The organism is Ilumatobacter sp., assembly GCF_965215205.1.
In the GTDB taxonomy this organism is placed as follows: domain Bacteria; phylum Actinomycetota; class Acidimicrobiia; order Acidimicrobiales; family Ilumatobacteraceae; genus Ilumatobacter_A.
The window spans coordinates 2,681,945-2,696,259 of record NZ_OZ244049.1; the positions used below are offsets into that span (position 1 = coordinate 2,681,945).

General features: G+C 71.6%; 11 protein-coding genes. 1 reads left to right on the forward strand and 10 read right to left on the reverse strand.

Translation table 11 applies throughout. The features are described 5' to 3' along the window. Nucleotides 1-21 precede the first annotated feature (21 nt). The 9 genes from ACOOHC_RS12625 to ACOOHC_RS12665 form a co-directional block, all read right to left on the reverse strand. A complete protein-coding gene (locus ACOOHC_RS12625; RefSeq protein ID WP_420450760.1) occupies nt 22-1,368 on the reverse strand; it encodes an MFS transporter in 1,347 nt (448 codons plus the stop codon). Beyond that, nucleotides 1,365-1,601, reverse strand: a complete 237-nt coding sequence (locus ACOOHC_RS12630; protein WP_420450761.1) for a 4a-hydroxytetrahydrobiopterin dehydratase — start codon at nt 1,599-1,601, stop codon at nt 1,365-1,367. Before ACOOHC_RS12630 ends, ACOOHC_RS12625 begins: the two co-directional genes overlap by 4 nt. A gap of 51 nt (nt 1,602-1,652) precedes the next feature. Then, nucleotides 1,653-2,450, reverse strand: a complete 798-nt coding sequence (gene sufC / locus ACOOHC_RS12635) for a Fe-S cluster assembly ATPase SufC (RefSeq protein ID WP_420450762.1) — start codon at nt 2,448-2,450, stop codon at nt 1,653-1,655. After that, nucleotides 2,447-2,800: a non-heme iron oxygenase ferredoxin subunit gene (locus ACOOHC_RS12640; protein ID WP_420450763.1), complete on the reverse strand. Its 354-nt coding sequence runs from the start codon at nt 2,798-2,800 to the stop codon at nt 2,447-2,449. The genes sufC and ACOOHC_RS12640 overlap by 4 nt, the downstream gene beginning before the upstream one ends. Continuing rightward, nucleotides 2,797-3,969 (reverse strand): Fe-S cluster assembly protein SufD, encoded by a 1,173-nt coding sequence (sufD, locus tag ACOOHC_RS12645; protein ID WP_420450764.1) that lies wholly within the window; start codon nt 3,967-3,969, stop codon nt 2,797-2,799. Before sufD ends, ACOOHC_RS12640 begins: the two co-directional genes overlap by 4 nt. A 105-nt stretch (nt 3,970-4,074) precedes the next feature. Beyond that, complete coding sequence (locus tag ACOOHC_RS12650) at nt 4,075-4,428, reverse strand: hypothetical protein (RefSeq protein WP_420450765.1); 354 nt, start codon at nt 4,426-4,428, stop codon at nt 4,075-4,077. A gap of 37 nt (nt 4,429-4,465) precedes the next feature. Beyond that, nucleotides 4,466-4,597 (reverse strand): hypothetical protein, encoded by a 132-nt coding sequence (locus ACOOHC_RS12655; RefSeq protein WP_420450766.1) that lies wholly within the window; start codon nt 4,595-4,597, stop codon nt 4,466-4,468. A 92-nt stretch (nt 4,598-4,689) separates the two neighbouring features. Then, entirely contained in the window at nt 4,690-6,147 is a 1,458-nt protein-coding gene (locus ACOOHC_RS12660; RefSeq protein WP_420450767.1) for a GMC oxidoreductase, read from the reverse strand. 41 nt (nt 6,148-6,188) lie between these two features. After that, nucleotides 6,189-7,418: a DegT/DnrJ/EryC1/StrS family aminotransferase gene (locus tag ACOOHC_RS12665; RefSeq protein ID WP_420450768.1), complete on the reverse strand. Its 1,230-nt coding sequence runs from the start codon at nt 7,416-7,418 to the stop codon at nt 6,189-6,191. Between the two features lie 19 nt (nt 7,419-7,437). On the opposite strand from ACOOHC_RS12665, the gene ACOOHC_RS12670 reads away from it, so the two are divergent. Continuing rightward, nucleotides 7,438-8,058, forward strand: a complete 621-nt coding sequence (locus ACOOHC_RS12670) for a hypothetical protein (RefSeq protein WP_420450769.1) — start codon at nt 7,438-7,440, stop codon at nt 8,056-8,058. Here ACOOHC_RS12670 and ACOOHC_RS12675 read toward each other — a convergent pair. Further along, complete coding sequence (locus tag ACOOHC_RS12675; protein ID WP_420450770.1) at nt 8,039-14,314, reverse strand: type I polyketide synthase; 6,276 nt, start codon at nt 14,312-14,314, stop codon at nt 8,039-8,041. The two genes, ACOOHC_RS12670 and ACOOHC_RS12675, sit on opposite strands and share 20 nt — an antisense overlap. Nucleotide 14,315: the final 1 nt, after the last annotated feature.

The following is a 14,315-nucleotide window of genomic DNA, read 5'->3' on the forward strand; positions in this document are numbered from 1 at the left end:
TGCGGACGTGGAGCGGGTCTCTCAGGCGGTGTCGGCTCCCTCGACCGTCGCCGGACCCGCCAGGGCGAGGATGCCCGTCCCGATCAGGCAGAGCACCGCAGCGGCGAGGTACGGCACCTCGTAGGTCCCGAACACGTCGTGCAGCCATCCGATGAGCAGCGGGCCGCCGGCGACGCCGGCGATGGCGATCGCCTGCGACCGACCGAAGATGCGCGGGTAGTCGAGCACGCCGAAGCGCTCCGCGATCAGCAGCGGTTGCATCATCAGCAGGTTGCCGACCGTCATCCCGAACACGACGATGAACCCGAAGATCCACACGACCGACGACGAGAGCGCGATCCCCGCGAGGGCCACCGCCTGCAGGCCGGCGGCGACCACGGTGAAGGTCGTCATCGGCACCGTCGTCACGAGTCGTCCGCCGACGAGGCGTGCGACGACCGAGGTCGCGGCGAGGAACGTGATCGAGAACTGAGCGGTCCGCTCGTCGGTGCGGTCCTCGACGAGCTTGACGAGCTGCTGGATGCCGCCCACCTGGGCTCCCAGGGTCAGCACGTAGCCGTAGGTGATGGCGCGGTAGAACCGATCGGCGAGGGCGTCCGCGTAGGGGGTCCCGGTCGCGGCCGGAGGGCGCGTCCCCCGGGCCAGCCGAGCGCCGTCCGGAGCGAAGCCGTCGGCGACCGGGTCCGGGCGCACGAGCAGCAGCGACACCGGGATCAGCGACACCGCGAAGAACAAGCCCAACCACGGTGTCGTGGCGGCGAGCTGGTGATCGTCGATCAGGCGCTTCGCGACCGGGGTGATCACGATGCCGCCCACCGACAACCCGGTCGAGGCGACCGAGAGCGCGATCGACCGCTTGACGTGGAACCACCGGGTCACCACGGTCGTCGCCGGGACCAACCCGGCGAACGCGTAGCCGACCGCGAAGACGCAGTAGACCAGGTAGAGCTGCCACTGGGCGGTGACCTGTCCGACGACGGCGAGCGACCCGCCGGCGATCAACCCGCCGGCGATGATCACCGCGCGGACGTCGAAGCGTTGGATCAGCCTCGCGGCGACGAGGCCGGACAAGCCGCCCACCACGAAGAAGATCGTCACGGCGAACGAGATGCTCCCGAGCGCCCACCCCTGCTCCTTGCTGAATGCGTTGAGGTAGACGGCCAACCCGTAGAAGGCGAGACCGGCGTTGATCGCCAGCACCAGGAAGCACCCGGCCACCACCCTCCACCCGGCGAACGACCGTTCGGGCCCCTCGTCGGTCCCCGGCGGGCCGGCGGTGCCGCCCGGATCCGACGGGTGGGCGATCCCCCCGACGGCGTCGCCGGGGCTCGGCGGCGGGAAGCCGACCCCGTCCGCGGTCGACGTCATCGCACGAGACGGTCGATGGCTGCCGCGAGGTCACGGTCACGGTCCGTGACCGTGTTGCCGGCGTCATGGGACGTCAGCTCGATCACCACCCGGTTGTACACGTTGGACCACTCCGGGTGGTGGTCGTGGCGTTCGGCGAGGAGCGCCACCCTCGACATGAAGCCGAACGCCTCGGAGAAGTCGGCGAACTCGAACTCGCGCCGCAAGCGGCCGTCGGCCTCGTCCCAGTCCATCGGCCCGACGCTAGGGCCTGGCCGATCCGCACCCCGCACCCGGCGGAGGCCCTAGAGCAGTCCGCTCAGCGCGCTCGCCGAGGCGTCGGTCTCCGAGGCGTGGGTGTCGGTGGCGAACGCGCCGTAGCCGTCGACCTCGAGCTGGGCGGCGAGCTCGGGCCCCCCGGAGCTGACGATGCGGCCGTCGGCCAGGATGTGCACCCGGTCGGGCTCGAGCTCGTCGAGCAACCGGCTGTAGTGCGTGATCGCGAGCACCCCGAGCGGCTCCCCGCCGCCGTCGGCGTGCTCGGTCATCTCCTCGACGCGGCGGGCGCAGTGCCGCAGCGCGTCGATGTCGAGCCCCGAGTCGAGCTCGTCCAGGATCGCGATGCGGGGCGCGAGGACGGCGAGCTGGAGGGTCTCGTTGCGCTTCTTCTCGCCCCCCGAGAGGTCGACGTTCAGCGCCCGCTCGAGGAAGCGGTCCTCGAACCCGATGCGGCGGGCCTCGTCGACGAGCAGCTCCTCGAGGCCGTCGGCGGAGCGGTCGCGGCCGGCGAACGCCTCGGCCATCACGTCACGCAGCATCACTCCGGGGACCTCCGTCGGGTACTGCATCACGAGGTGCAGCCCGGCGGCGGCGCGCTCCCAGGTCGCCATCGCGAGCACGTCGGCGCCGTCGAGGGTCACGGAGCCGCTGAGCACCTCGAAGCCGGGGCGGCCCATCACGATCGCGGACAGGGTGCTCTTGCCGGCCCCGTTCGGGCCCATCACCGCGTGCACCTCGCCCGAGGCCACCCGCAGGTCGATCCCCTTCAGGATCTCCTTGCCGCCGGCCGCGGCGCGCAGCCCCTCGATCACCAGCTCGCTCATCGTCGTCCTCCCGTCGTCGGATCCTGCGCTCCGGGGGCACCCGGGCGCAACGTCACCTGCACGCGACCGTCACGGACCTCCACGTCGTGGACCGCGACCGGTTGCGTCGCGGGGAGCGTCGAGGGGCGTCCGGTCGTCAGGCTGAACGCGCTCGCGTGCTTCGGGCACTCGAGCTCCAGCTCGTCGCACCACACCTCGCCGCCCGAGAGCGACACGTTCGCGTGGCTGCACACGTCGCCGATCGCGTGGAGGTCGTCGCCGCAGCGCACGACGGCGACCGGTGCGCCGTCCACCTCCACGCGCGTGGCGGTCCCATCGGCGAAGTCGTCGAGGCTGCCGACGTCGGTCACGCCGCCACCCCCGTGGCGCGGCTGCCGAGGTCGAGCTTGTCGGCGACCCGCCGCCGGAGCGCGTCGGTCACCTCGCCGACCGGGAGCTGCGCGATGACCTCGTCGAAGAACCCGAGGACCACCAGCCGCTCGGCGACCTCGGGACGCACGCCGCGGCTCTCCAGGTAGAACCGCTGCTCCTCGTCGATCGGTCCGACGGTCGAGGCGTGGCTGCAGGTGACGTCGTTGGTCTCGATGTCGAGGTTCGGGACGCTCTCGGCCCACGCCCCCTCCGACAGGGTGAGGTTCCGGTTGGTCTGTTGGGCGCTCGTCCCGCCGGCGTGCTTGCGGATCTTGATCAGCCCGGTGTAGACGCTCGCCGCCGAGTCCTGCACCGCGCCCTTGAACAGCAGATCGCTGTGGGTGTCGGGGGCGTCGTGGTCCTGGATGGTGCGGAAGTCGTGCATCTGGTCACCGCCGGCGAAGTAGAGCGCCACCTGGCGGGTGCTGCCGCCTCGGCCGGTCAGTCGCGCCTCGGTGCGCGCCCGGACGTAGTCACCGCCGAGGGTGACCGTCGCGAGCATCGTCGAGGAGTCGCGCTCACCGATCGACTGCTGGTTGCCGATCTGCCAGGTCGCGTCGCCGACCTCGTTGATCGCCAGGTACCGCACCCGCGCGGCGCGAGCGGCGCGCACCTGGAGCACGGGGACGACGAGGGCGCGGTCGGCCTCGGCGCCGTCGGCGGCCACGAAGCGCTCGACGACGGTGACCTCGCTGTCCTCGGCGGCGTCGATCACCAGGCGCGGGAACACGGCGGTGCCCGAGCCCGCGATCTCGTGGGTCACGACGATCGGGGTCTCGACCACGGTGCCGGCCGGGACGCGCACCACGGTCGGGGTCATGAAGGCCCGGTTCAGCTCCGCGAACACGTCGGGCGGATCGCCGTCGACCACGTCGGGCTCGACGTCGTCGACGATGAGGCGATCGAGGTCGGCGGGTCCGCTCATCGTCGTGGAGCACCGCGCCGGCGACCACTCGTCGAGATCGAAGCGATCGATGCGGCTGTACCTCCAGATCTCCTCGTCGGGAGTGGGGAGATGGGCAGCGGCGAAGCGCTCGGCGGCGGAGGTTCGGAACTCCTCCCACCCGCCCCGGAACTCGCGCGCTGCGTCAGGGGAGAACGCAGACATCTGCCTCGATGGTACTGCCGACCGACGGCGATCCCGACGGCCGGGTCGGTCCGGCAGCGACGGTGGCACGGCGGCGTCGACGCGGACCGGTCGACGTCGTCGACGTCAGGACCCGCGACGGAAGATCCGACGCAGCAGCGAGCGACGCCGACCGTGCTCGCGCTCGGCCGTCACCTCGGCCATCACGTCACCTCCGACGGCGTTGACGATGTCCTCGGCCGCATCGAGCACGGCGGCCGCGGAGCCGTCGTCCAGGCTCGACGGCTCCGGAGGGGTCGCGGCGGGCGCCAGCGAGCCGTGGGTCCACGCGGCGTCGGCGAGGCGACGCTCGTACCCCGAGCACGGCTCGGGGCAGCGCCACGGCGCCTCGGGAGCCAGGTCGAGGTTGCACTTCCGGACCGTGTCGCCGTTCGGGTACGAACGCGACTCGAAGTTCTTGCACTCGGTCCGCATCGGCATGCGCCCCATGCTAGGACCCGCCGAGCGGGCGGGGCGGTCAGCGCAGGAGGCGCTTGACGGCGGAGAGCAGCCCGCCGCCCGAGCTCCCCCGCGAGCGGGAGCGCGTCCCCCCGGTTGAGCTCGAGCTGCGACCGGAGAAGGCGGAGAAGAGGCGACGGAGGATGCTCATGTCGTCCACGTTTCCCCATGGACGCCGAGGTCACGCATCCGGATCTAGCGTACGTGCGGCGATGCCCGACCCTCCACCGGCCCAGTCCCGGCTCAGCAGGACATCGGCCCGAGGTGGCGAGCGGACCTCAGGGCCAGAGCCATCGCGGTCAGGGTGGGGTTCTTCTCGGGCCCCGTCGTGAACGAGGCGGCATCGACGACGCGCACCTCGGGGGCGTCGTGGAGGCGGTTGAACCCGTCGATGACCCCGAACTCGCGCGAGCTGTGCATCCGTGCGGTCCCACCCAGGTGCACCGAGGACCCCGGAGCGCCGACACCGAGCGCCATGTCCTCCCGGGCGCGCACCCCGGCCTCGTTCAGGGTCGCCAGGCACCGTTCGCGCGACTCGATCATGAGCCGGGAGGTGGGACGGTCGAAGGAGAGATCGATGGCGAGGTCCGACCGGTCCGGATCGGTGCGGTCGCCTTCGAGGCGCACGTTCGAGTCCTCCGTCGGGACCATCGTGGCGAACGTGAGGATCCCGACCGCCGACGACGAGCCCCTCCACCAGGACCGCACACGATCACGGCGGGCGCCCAGACCGAGCGTGAAGCCGGCCGTGCGCAGCGGCTCGTGATCCTCGAGGCGGTCGCGCGTCAGGTACAGGGGGTGCGACAGCGTCGTCATCGGATCGTCGAGGCGCACCCGCCACCACTGCCGCGGGTGGTCGTGGAGGTAGCGGCCGAGCAGGTTCGTCCCGTTGCCCAGACCGGCGGGGTGATCCGCGCTGCGCGAGCGGAGGAGGATCTCCGTCGTGTCGAGCGAGCCGGCGGCCAGTACGATCGCTCGCGCTCGATGGTTCTCGAGTCCACCGGTGACGCGATCGCGGGCGATGACCGTGTCGATGCGGTCCGACCCCCTCGACCGTTCGACCCGCACCACGTGGCGACCCGATAGCAGCGTGAACCGCGACTCCTCCGCGAGAGGCCGCACGATGACATCGTAACTGTTGAACTCCGTCGCGCGGAGCGCGACCATCCACGGCGACCCCTTGGCCATCGGCATGAGCCCGAGCGACCGTCCGGACCCCAGCAGCGACACCCGCTCGCTGACCGCCCGCCAGTCCTGCGGCATCGACTGGACGTACCGGGTCCGAGGCTCGGGGATTGAGTCGAGCGGCCGACGGCCGGCCGTCACGCCGATCAACTCCTCGACCTCGCTGTAGAACGGTTCGACGTCGTCGTAGGTCACCGGCCACCGGTACCTCTCGTCGAGACGAGAACCATCGGTGAAGTCGTCGGGCGAGAAGCGTGGGATCGAACCCGTCCAGTAGTTGCTCCCGCCACCGAGGGTGCGTGACGAGAACCACTCGATCGGCTCGGCGGAGCGCACCTCCCGCCCGGTGTCCAACCCTTTGCGCGACGACCAGCGGAACACCGTGTTGCCGGCCGCCCGCACGACGATCCCGCGCGCGCGCCGGCGACCGGATTCGAGCATCAGCACGGGCACGCCCTGCTGCGACAACTCGGTCGCGACCATCGCCCCGGTGGGCCCGCTACCCACCACGATCACGGGCTCGTCGACGTCACGACGGGAGCCGGTTCCGGCCGGGCTCACCGGAAGAGGTCCAGCGCCAAGGCCCGGAACGCCGTCGCTGGGACCTGTGGGGGCACACCGATCGTGCACGACCGTTCGAGGGTTTCGAGCGTCGCACGGTAGCGATCGGCGGAGTAGTCGACGTCGTGGCCAGCCCACGGATCGACGTTCGGATGATGCGTCCGCCGCTCCTGGATCGGCTGCCAGTTGGTGAAGACGTGTCGGCCGGAGTCGATCAGTCGGGTGACGCCGCGCTTGCGGGCGAAGCGCTCGGCCGTCGCCGGGTCGTCGAAGCGGACGGCGAGGGCGACGGCGTCGTCGGGACTGCGATGCTCGACGAGGGTTCCCTCGAAGCTCGTGGACGACTCCATGGCCTCCACGAGGATCCGGCGACGGTGCGCCCGTCGCCTGAGCTGCTCGTCGATCCGCGCGATCTGCGGACGGAGCATCGCCGAGGACAGCTCGGGCATGCGGGCGTTCTGTCCGATGAACACCGGCACCTCGCCGACGACCTCGCGCGGGCGGATGTAGCTGCCCACATCGTGGTACATCGCGGCTCGGGCTGCGATCACGGGATCGTCCGTGAGCACGGCCCCGCCCTCACCGCTCGTCACGTTCTTGTGCTGGTTGAAGCTGAACGCGCCGACGTCGCCGATGGTACCCACACGCCGACCGCGGTACGTGACCCCGACGGCTTGACAGGCGTCCTCGACTACCCGAAGATCACGCTCCGCGGCGACTGCCGTGATCGCGTCCATGTCGCAGACCAGGTTGTTCATGTGGACCGCGATGACCGCCTTGGTCCGCTCGCCGCACGCTGCGTCGAGGGCGACCGGGTCGATCGTGAGGGATTCGTCGATGTCGACGAGGACGGGAACCGCCCCGACGGCGATGGGCGCCGCAGCGGACGAGATCCAGGTGTACGCAGGAACGAGGACCTCGTCGCCGGGACCGATCCCGGCGCCGACGAGGGCGCAGATCAGGGCGCTCGTCCCGCTGTTCACGGCCAGCGCGTGATCGACCCCTGCCATCGTGGCCAGCTCGGACTCGAAGCGATCCGTCGTGGACACCGCTGGCCCGCCGTAGCGCGAGAACTGCCCACGTGCGGTCACACGGACGATCGCCGCTGCGACGCGGACGTTCAGCAACCTCACGCTGCGTGCTCCGCCGGTTCTCGCACGTGGCGAGCGTATCGCCTCGGAACTCCCTGCGGTGGCAGGGCGGCCGACCGGGGCCGCACGGGCCACGCGTCGATACGGTGATCACATGGCCGACGTGCTCGACAGCTCGACGCTGCGCACGTGCCTCCTGCTGATGGTCGCGGCGCTCTGCGGGGAGGCGTGGCGACGAGAGCTGGCGCGACTGCGGCGCGACGGCATTGCGACCGACGAAGCGCTCCCCGCGTTCTGGCTATGGGCCGGGGCGCTCCTCGCGGCCCTCGCTCTTGCTCTCGCCCTCGATCTCCCCTCGGTCCTGCGCGACCAGGTACGGCGGTCCGCCTCGTCCGACGGGTGGTACTCAGCGCGCCGCCCGCTCCAGGCACTCGTGATCGTCGTGGGCCTCGTCGCCGTCGTGGCCGCCGGCCGCCGGGGAGGTCTGTTGCTCCCGTCGCGCCGACGTCGCTACCTCATCCCCGCGCTCACCCTCGGCGCCATCCTCCTGACCACGGCCACACGCTCGGTCTCGCTCCACGAGATCGACGCGATCTACTACCGGGCATCCGTCACCGGGGCTCGGCTGGGGAGCCTGATCGAGATCTCGCTCACGCTGGTGATGGCGGCGCTTGCTGTGCGCAGGATCGATGGGGCCGGACGCCGGTCGGACGCAGCAGGTGTGCGGGGCAACGAGACCGCCGACGCGGAGTCCGTCAGTCCGTCCACCGACTGACGATGCGCGCGATCTCCGGGGCGTTCTCGGGCGAGAACATCGTGCGGTGATCACCCGAGACGTGGTGGACCTCGAGTCGGCCCGTCACGTTCGGCCGCCAGTAGTAGTCGATCGGTTGCGTCGGCCAGACGAGGTCCGCGCTGATCAGGAGCGCGTCGACGTCATACTGTCGCAGCGGGTGACGCACCGCCACCTCCGAGAAGTGGTCGAACAGGTCGACGACGCCGAAGTCCTTCGTGCCGTAGCCCAGCTCGTCGAGGGTCCGTCGGGTCTCCTCATCGGGCTGACGACGCAGCAGCCGGTCGGTCCACGCTCGCCGGACGGAGCTCAGGTAGGGCGCGACGGCGTCGTAGCCTTGGCGGACGAGGTTCCGCAAGATGTTCCGCCGTCGGGTGACCGACGTCAGCTCGGTCCGTCCCGGGGGCACGCTGTCAAACAGCACGACCCGCTGCACCTCGCACCCCTCCGCGATCAGCAGGCGGGCCATCTCGAGCGCCACCAGCCCCCCTCCGGAGAACCCGCCGATCAGGTACGGGGGGGCGGAGTGCGCCCGGAGCTGCTCGACGTAGCGACGCGCCATCACGTCGATGTCGTCATCAGGCTCCTCGCGCCCGTCGACCCCTCGGGCCCGGATGCCGTAGACGCGCCGCTCACCGGAGAGCGCACGTCCGAGCGTCCACAGGAAGATGACGTTGCCGCCGGCACCGTGCACGACGTACAGCGGTCGCCGCGGACCGTCCCCTCCGACGCTCACGATGAGCGAGGGGTTTCCGTCGCTCGCTCCGGCGCCGTCCGCGGGAACGACGCCGGCCGGCGTGGCGAACGACGGGTCCGCAGCATCGGGCATCTCCGCCCGCAGGTGGCCGGCGAGGGTCGCGACCGTGGGCACCTCGAAGATCGTGGCGAGCGGGACCCGCACCTGGAACCGGTGCTGGACCTGGGCGAGCATCCGGATGGCGAGCAGCGAGTGACCACCGAGGTCGAAGAAGTCGTCGTCATCGGCGATGTCGTCGATGCCGAGCAGCTCCGACCAGATCGCGACCAGGGCGGTCTCCACCGTCTCGCCGTCGGAGGGAGCGGAGGAACCACCGCTCGCGGAGGGGGTGGCCTCCGCGGGCCCGGTTCTCGGCGCGAGCTCAGCGAGATCGATCGTCGATCCGGTCATCGACGGCGCGGCGGAGGCGAGCAGCCGCTCGACGAACCCGAGGCCCTCGCCGGCGCGGATGCCGAACCGGTCGGCCATCGAGACCAGCGAGACGGGCTGGTCGGTGGCGAGCACGACCTCGGCGGGGACGTCGTCCGCGTGGTCCAGGGGTCCGAGCGCGGACCCGTCGACCTCGGCCAGGATGAGCCCGTGGAGCTCGAGGACGACGTCGTCGTCCCGATCCCGCATCGCCACGTCGAAGCGATGAGTTCGGCGGCCCCGGTCGTCTTCCTCGCTGCGGACGTGGCCGGCCGAGACCTCCACCTCGGCTGGCACCGTGCGTCGTGAGACGACCTTGTCGATCGACACCGGAGCGAGCAGGCGCTCGGGGTCCGACATCGGCGCCAACAGCGTCGCCAGCGCGATCGCTCCGTCGACCAGGGCGGGGTGCACCCGCCAGGCGTCGACGTCGGAGCGGTGTTCCGCTGCGACAGCGAGCGTCCCGATCACCGCGCTTCCCGAAGACCGCGCGAGCGACTCCGACGGCCACCGGTCGCCGAGGCGCAGGTGAGGTCGCTGGCGCGCGAAGGGGTCCACGACCTCACCCGCTGCATCCGGCACCGAGGCGACGCTGATCGCGTCAGAGCCGACGTCCGGTGCCGAGTCCCAACGTGCCTCGCTGCGCGTGTACCACTCGCCAGCACGATGATCGAACGACTCGAGCCGGACGCTCCTCGCCCCGTCCCGGCGTTCGACCACGGCGCGCACGTCGACCGCCGAACCGTCGGCGACCACGAGCGGGCTCGGGATGAGGATCCCGTTCAAGGTCGTGCAGGAGGGGTCGACACGTCGAACGGCGTCGAGCAGCAGCTCGACGTGACCGGTGGCGGGGAGCAGGGCGGTGCCGACACCGTTGCGGTGGTCATCGGTCATCCAGTGGTGCTCGTTGTCGAGTCGACCCGCGAGCACGACCGCTCCCGTGGTCGACTCGATCCGCTCGGTCCAGACAGGGTGCTCGACGGGTTCGGAGGGATCCCCGAGACCGAGTGCGTCGCGCGCCGCCATCAGCGAGGCGAGTCCGACATCGGCCCAGACCCCGAAGCGGATCGTCGCGACGCGCAGACCCTCGGTCGTGCCGCCGTAGGCGTCGAGGACCGCGTTCGCCGCCACGTAGGCGAACTGCCCTGGGGGGTTCAGCACAGTGCTCGTGGACGACACCAGCACCACCAGCTCGACATCTGACGCGGCTGCGAGCCCGACCAGGTGGTGCGCGCCGCCCGCCTTCACGTCGATCGTGATGTCGATCGCAGCGTCGTCGGCGAGCTCGATGAGCTGATCACGCAACACCCCTGCGGCGTGCACCACCCCGTCGACACGGCCGTGGCGGTCGGTCGCGCTCGCCAGCAGGGTCGCCACCGACGACGCATCGGCGACGTCAGCTCGGAGCGCGGACACCTCGCCCGGCAGCTCCTCGAGCGCGTCGAGCCGTCGGATCCTCCGAGTCGTGTCGTCGTCGATGCCGTGGCGTTCGAGCCACCGCTCGGCGGCGTCGCCGCGCGGGACGTCGGACGTCGTCGTGACCACGACCCGGCGGCGAGGTTCCAGCAGGAGCGAGCGGGCGAGCTCGAAGCCGACCCCGCCGAGACCGCCGGTGACGACGTAGACGCCGTCGTCGCGCATGCCGATCACGTCGGACGCGACCGGCGGGACCGCCCGCCGGTGCTGGCGTACGCTGCGACGACCGTCGCGATGGCGCACGAGGTCCAGCTCACCGAGCAGGTCGTCGACGACGGCGGGAGCGACCGAGGTGGGATGGTCGTCGGCGTCGCGGCCGACGTCGACGTGGCGGACGCGGAGGCCGGGGTACTCCGCCGGCGCCACGCCGAGCACCCCACGGGCGAGGGCCTCGAGGGGCCGCACGGCGGGCGCGATCCCCTCGCCCAGCGCCGAGCGCGTCACGCCGGCCAGGAGGCCACCCGAGGCCGCCCCCACGCAGCGCGCCCCGACGAGGGCGTCGCGGGTCCATCGGGTGCGGGCGCGATCGCCGTCGTCGGGATCGACCCCGGAGACGACCACGATCGAGGTGACGTCGCCGTCGAGATCACGCAGCTGCCGACGACGGACGACGGACGCGCCGCGCGAGCCCAACTCCTCGATCAGCGCCGACGCGAGGGCGTCGTCGTCGTCCGCCACGACGACCCACGAGCCGCCGACGGTGCTTGCGGCGAGCGGGTCGGGAGCGTTGACCCACTCGTCGATCCAGCACCCGTCGTCCAGGTCATCGATCCGCTCGACCAGCGCTGACGCGACCGGGGCCGCATCGGCGTTCGAGGTCCGGGCGGAGCCCGACGCCTCGGGGCCGGCCAGCACGGACGGGACCGGCCCCGGCTCGATCAGGCACCGCTGCCGGTCGAAGGCGTAGGTGGGGAGGGGGATGCGCCGACCATCCGTCACGGCGCCGAGGTCGACGTCGACCCCGGCCGTCCACGCTCGTCCGATCGCGGCGAGCAGGCTCTCGGTGTCATCGGCATCGCGCCGGGGGTGCCGCATCGTGCCGACGACGTCCATCTCGCCGGCACGCTGCACGTAGGGAGCGAGCGACTGCCCGGGACCGCATTCGATCACCAAGGTGGGGTCGATGCCGCGAAGGAGCTCGAGGCCCTGCGCGAAGCGGACGGTCGAGCGCAGGTGGTCGACCCAGTAGCGAGGGGACGTGGCCTGCTCCGGGGTCAGCCACTCGCCCGTCACGTTGGACACGAGCCGGACCGACGGATCGGGGGCGCGCAGATCGACGGTGCGCAGGAGCGCCTCGAACTCGTCGAGGTACGGATCGAGCAGGGAGTGGTGGCCTGGGGCGCGCAGCGGCAGACGGACGACGTCCGCCTCGGCGCCCAGGCGGTCCACGGTCGCTGATGTGGCGGACGAGGGGCCGGCGATGACGCACTCGTCGACCGCGTTGACGGCTGCGATCTCGGCTCCGTCGACCAGATGTCGACGAACGTGCTCTTCGGCGAACGGGATGACCACCATCTCGGCGACGTCGGACGCCCCGGCCTTCTCGACCAGCTCGCTGCGACGGATCACCAGGTCGAGGCCGGTCTGGAGGTCGAAGACGCCGGCGAGGTGGGCCGCCGAGTACTCCCCCAGGCTGTGGCCGATCATCGCGTCGGCGCGGATGCCGAGCGCCTCGAGCTGGCGCCCCATGGCCACCGACGTGAGGAACACCAGCGGCAGGTTGACCGTCGGGCGCTCCAGCGACTCGGCATCGCTGATCAGATCGAGCGCCACCTCACCGGTCGCCTCCCTCCACCTCTCGGTTCCCTCGGCGAACTCGCGACGGAACACCTCGAAGCGCTCGTCGACGGTCGTCGCCATCGCGACGTGACCAGCGCCGCCGCCGGGGAACATCAGCGCGATCCTCGGCGCTTCCTCGACGGTGGTCGCTCGGATCCGGCGCAGGGAGGCGGTCGCCGGGCGCGACGGCGAGGCGACGACGCTGGCGCGGTGCGCCATGGCCGCACGCCCGGTCGCGAGGGTGAAGGCCACATCGGCGAGCGAGGGCGCGCCCGTGACCGCACCGCGCTCGACGTCGGCGCCGCCATCCGCCGGGCTCGCGGCGGGGGGTTCGAGGTGGTGGTCGAGGTGGGCGGCGAGGCACCCGCCGTACGTCGCGACCGATGCGTCGCTGCGGGCCGAAACGACGAGCAGCTCGGCGCGCGGTTCCCGATCGTGGGCGGCGCGCGGCTCCGGTGCCTCCTCGACGATGACGTGGGCGTTCGTGCCGCCGACACCGAGCGAGCTGACCCCGGCGCGGCGTGGTCCGATGGAGTGCCACGGCGTCGCGCGATCCGAGGCGATGAACGGGGTTCGCTCGAGGCCCATCAGCGGATTCGGCGCGGTGTGGTTGGCCAGGGGGGGCAGGATCCGGTGGCGCAGCGCCTGGACCGCCGTGATCAGGCTGGCGACCCCGGCGGCGGTGTCGGTGTGGCCGATGTTCGGCTTCACCGAGCCGATGCGGCAGAACCCCCGATCGTCGGTGTCGGTGCGGAACGCCTCGGTCAGTGCGGCGACCTCGATCGGATCGCCGACCCGCGTTCCGGTCCCGTGCGCCTCCAGCAGCTCGATCGTGCGGGCGTCGATCCCCGACACCGCCAGTGCCTCCTTCACCACGTCGGCGTGGCCGTCGACGCTCGGCGCGAGGAAGCTCACCTTCCCGGCGCCGTCGTTGTTCACGGCGCTGCCGCGGATCACGGCCAGGATCGGGTCGTCGGCCTCGACCGCGTCCGCCAGGCGGCGCAGGGCGACCATGCCGACACCGGAGGTGAGGACCGTTCCCGTCGACTCGGCGTCGAAGGCGCGGCACACGCCGTCCGACGACAGCACCTCGCCCTCACGGAAGACGTATCCCGCCCCATGGGGGAACTCGACGGTCGAGCCGCCGGCGAGAGCGGTGTCGCACTCGAACGAGAGGAGGCTCTGGACGGCGAGGTGGACCGCGACCAGCGACGTCGAGCACGCCGTCTGGACGCTGAAGGCCGGACCGTGCAGGTCGAGCCGGTAGGCGACCGAGGTCGTGAGGAAGTCCTTGTCGTTGCCGGTGTGACGGAGCTGGAACCACCCGAGCCGGTCAACGAGATCGGGGTTGGTGAACAGGTGGTGCAGCAGGTAGGTGTTCGTGCCCACACCGCCGAACACGCCGACCGGGCCGGTGGTGCGCTCGGGGAGCAGCCCCGCTGACTCGAGCGCCTCCCACGCGCACTCCAGGAAGAGGCGTTGCTGGGGGTCGGTGATCGCCGCGTCCCGCGGCGACATGCCGAAGAACCCCGGATCGAACATCTCGACGTCGTCGATGACCCCGGTGCGCCCGATCCACTCGGAGCCCGCATGCCCCGCGCTGGCCGGGGCGAGAGCGTCGTCGACATCGACGAGGCAGTCATTGCCCGCCACCACCTGAGCCCACAGCTCGTCGGGGTCGTTCGCTCCGGCGTACCGGCACGACATGCCCACGATGGCGACCGCGTTCTCGTCGACGACGGAGTCGTCGCTGGAGGCCCCGTCGACGGGGTCGTCGCTCGAGGCCGCCGTCGGATCGGGCTTCGTCGGGTCGTGCATC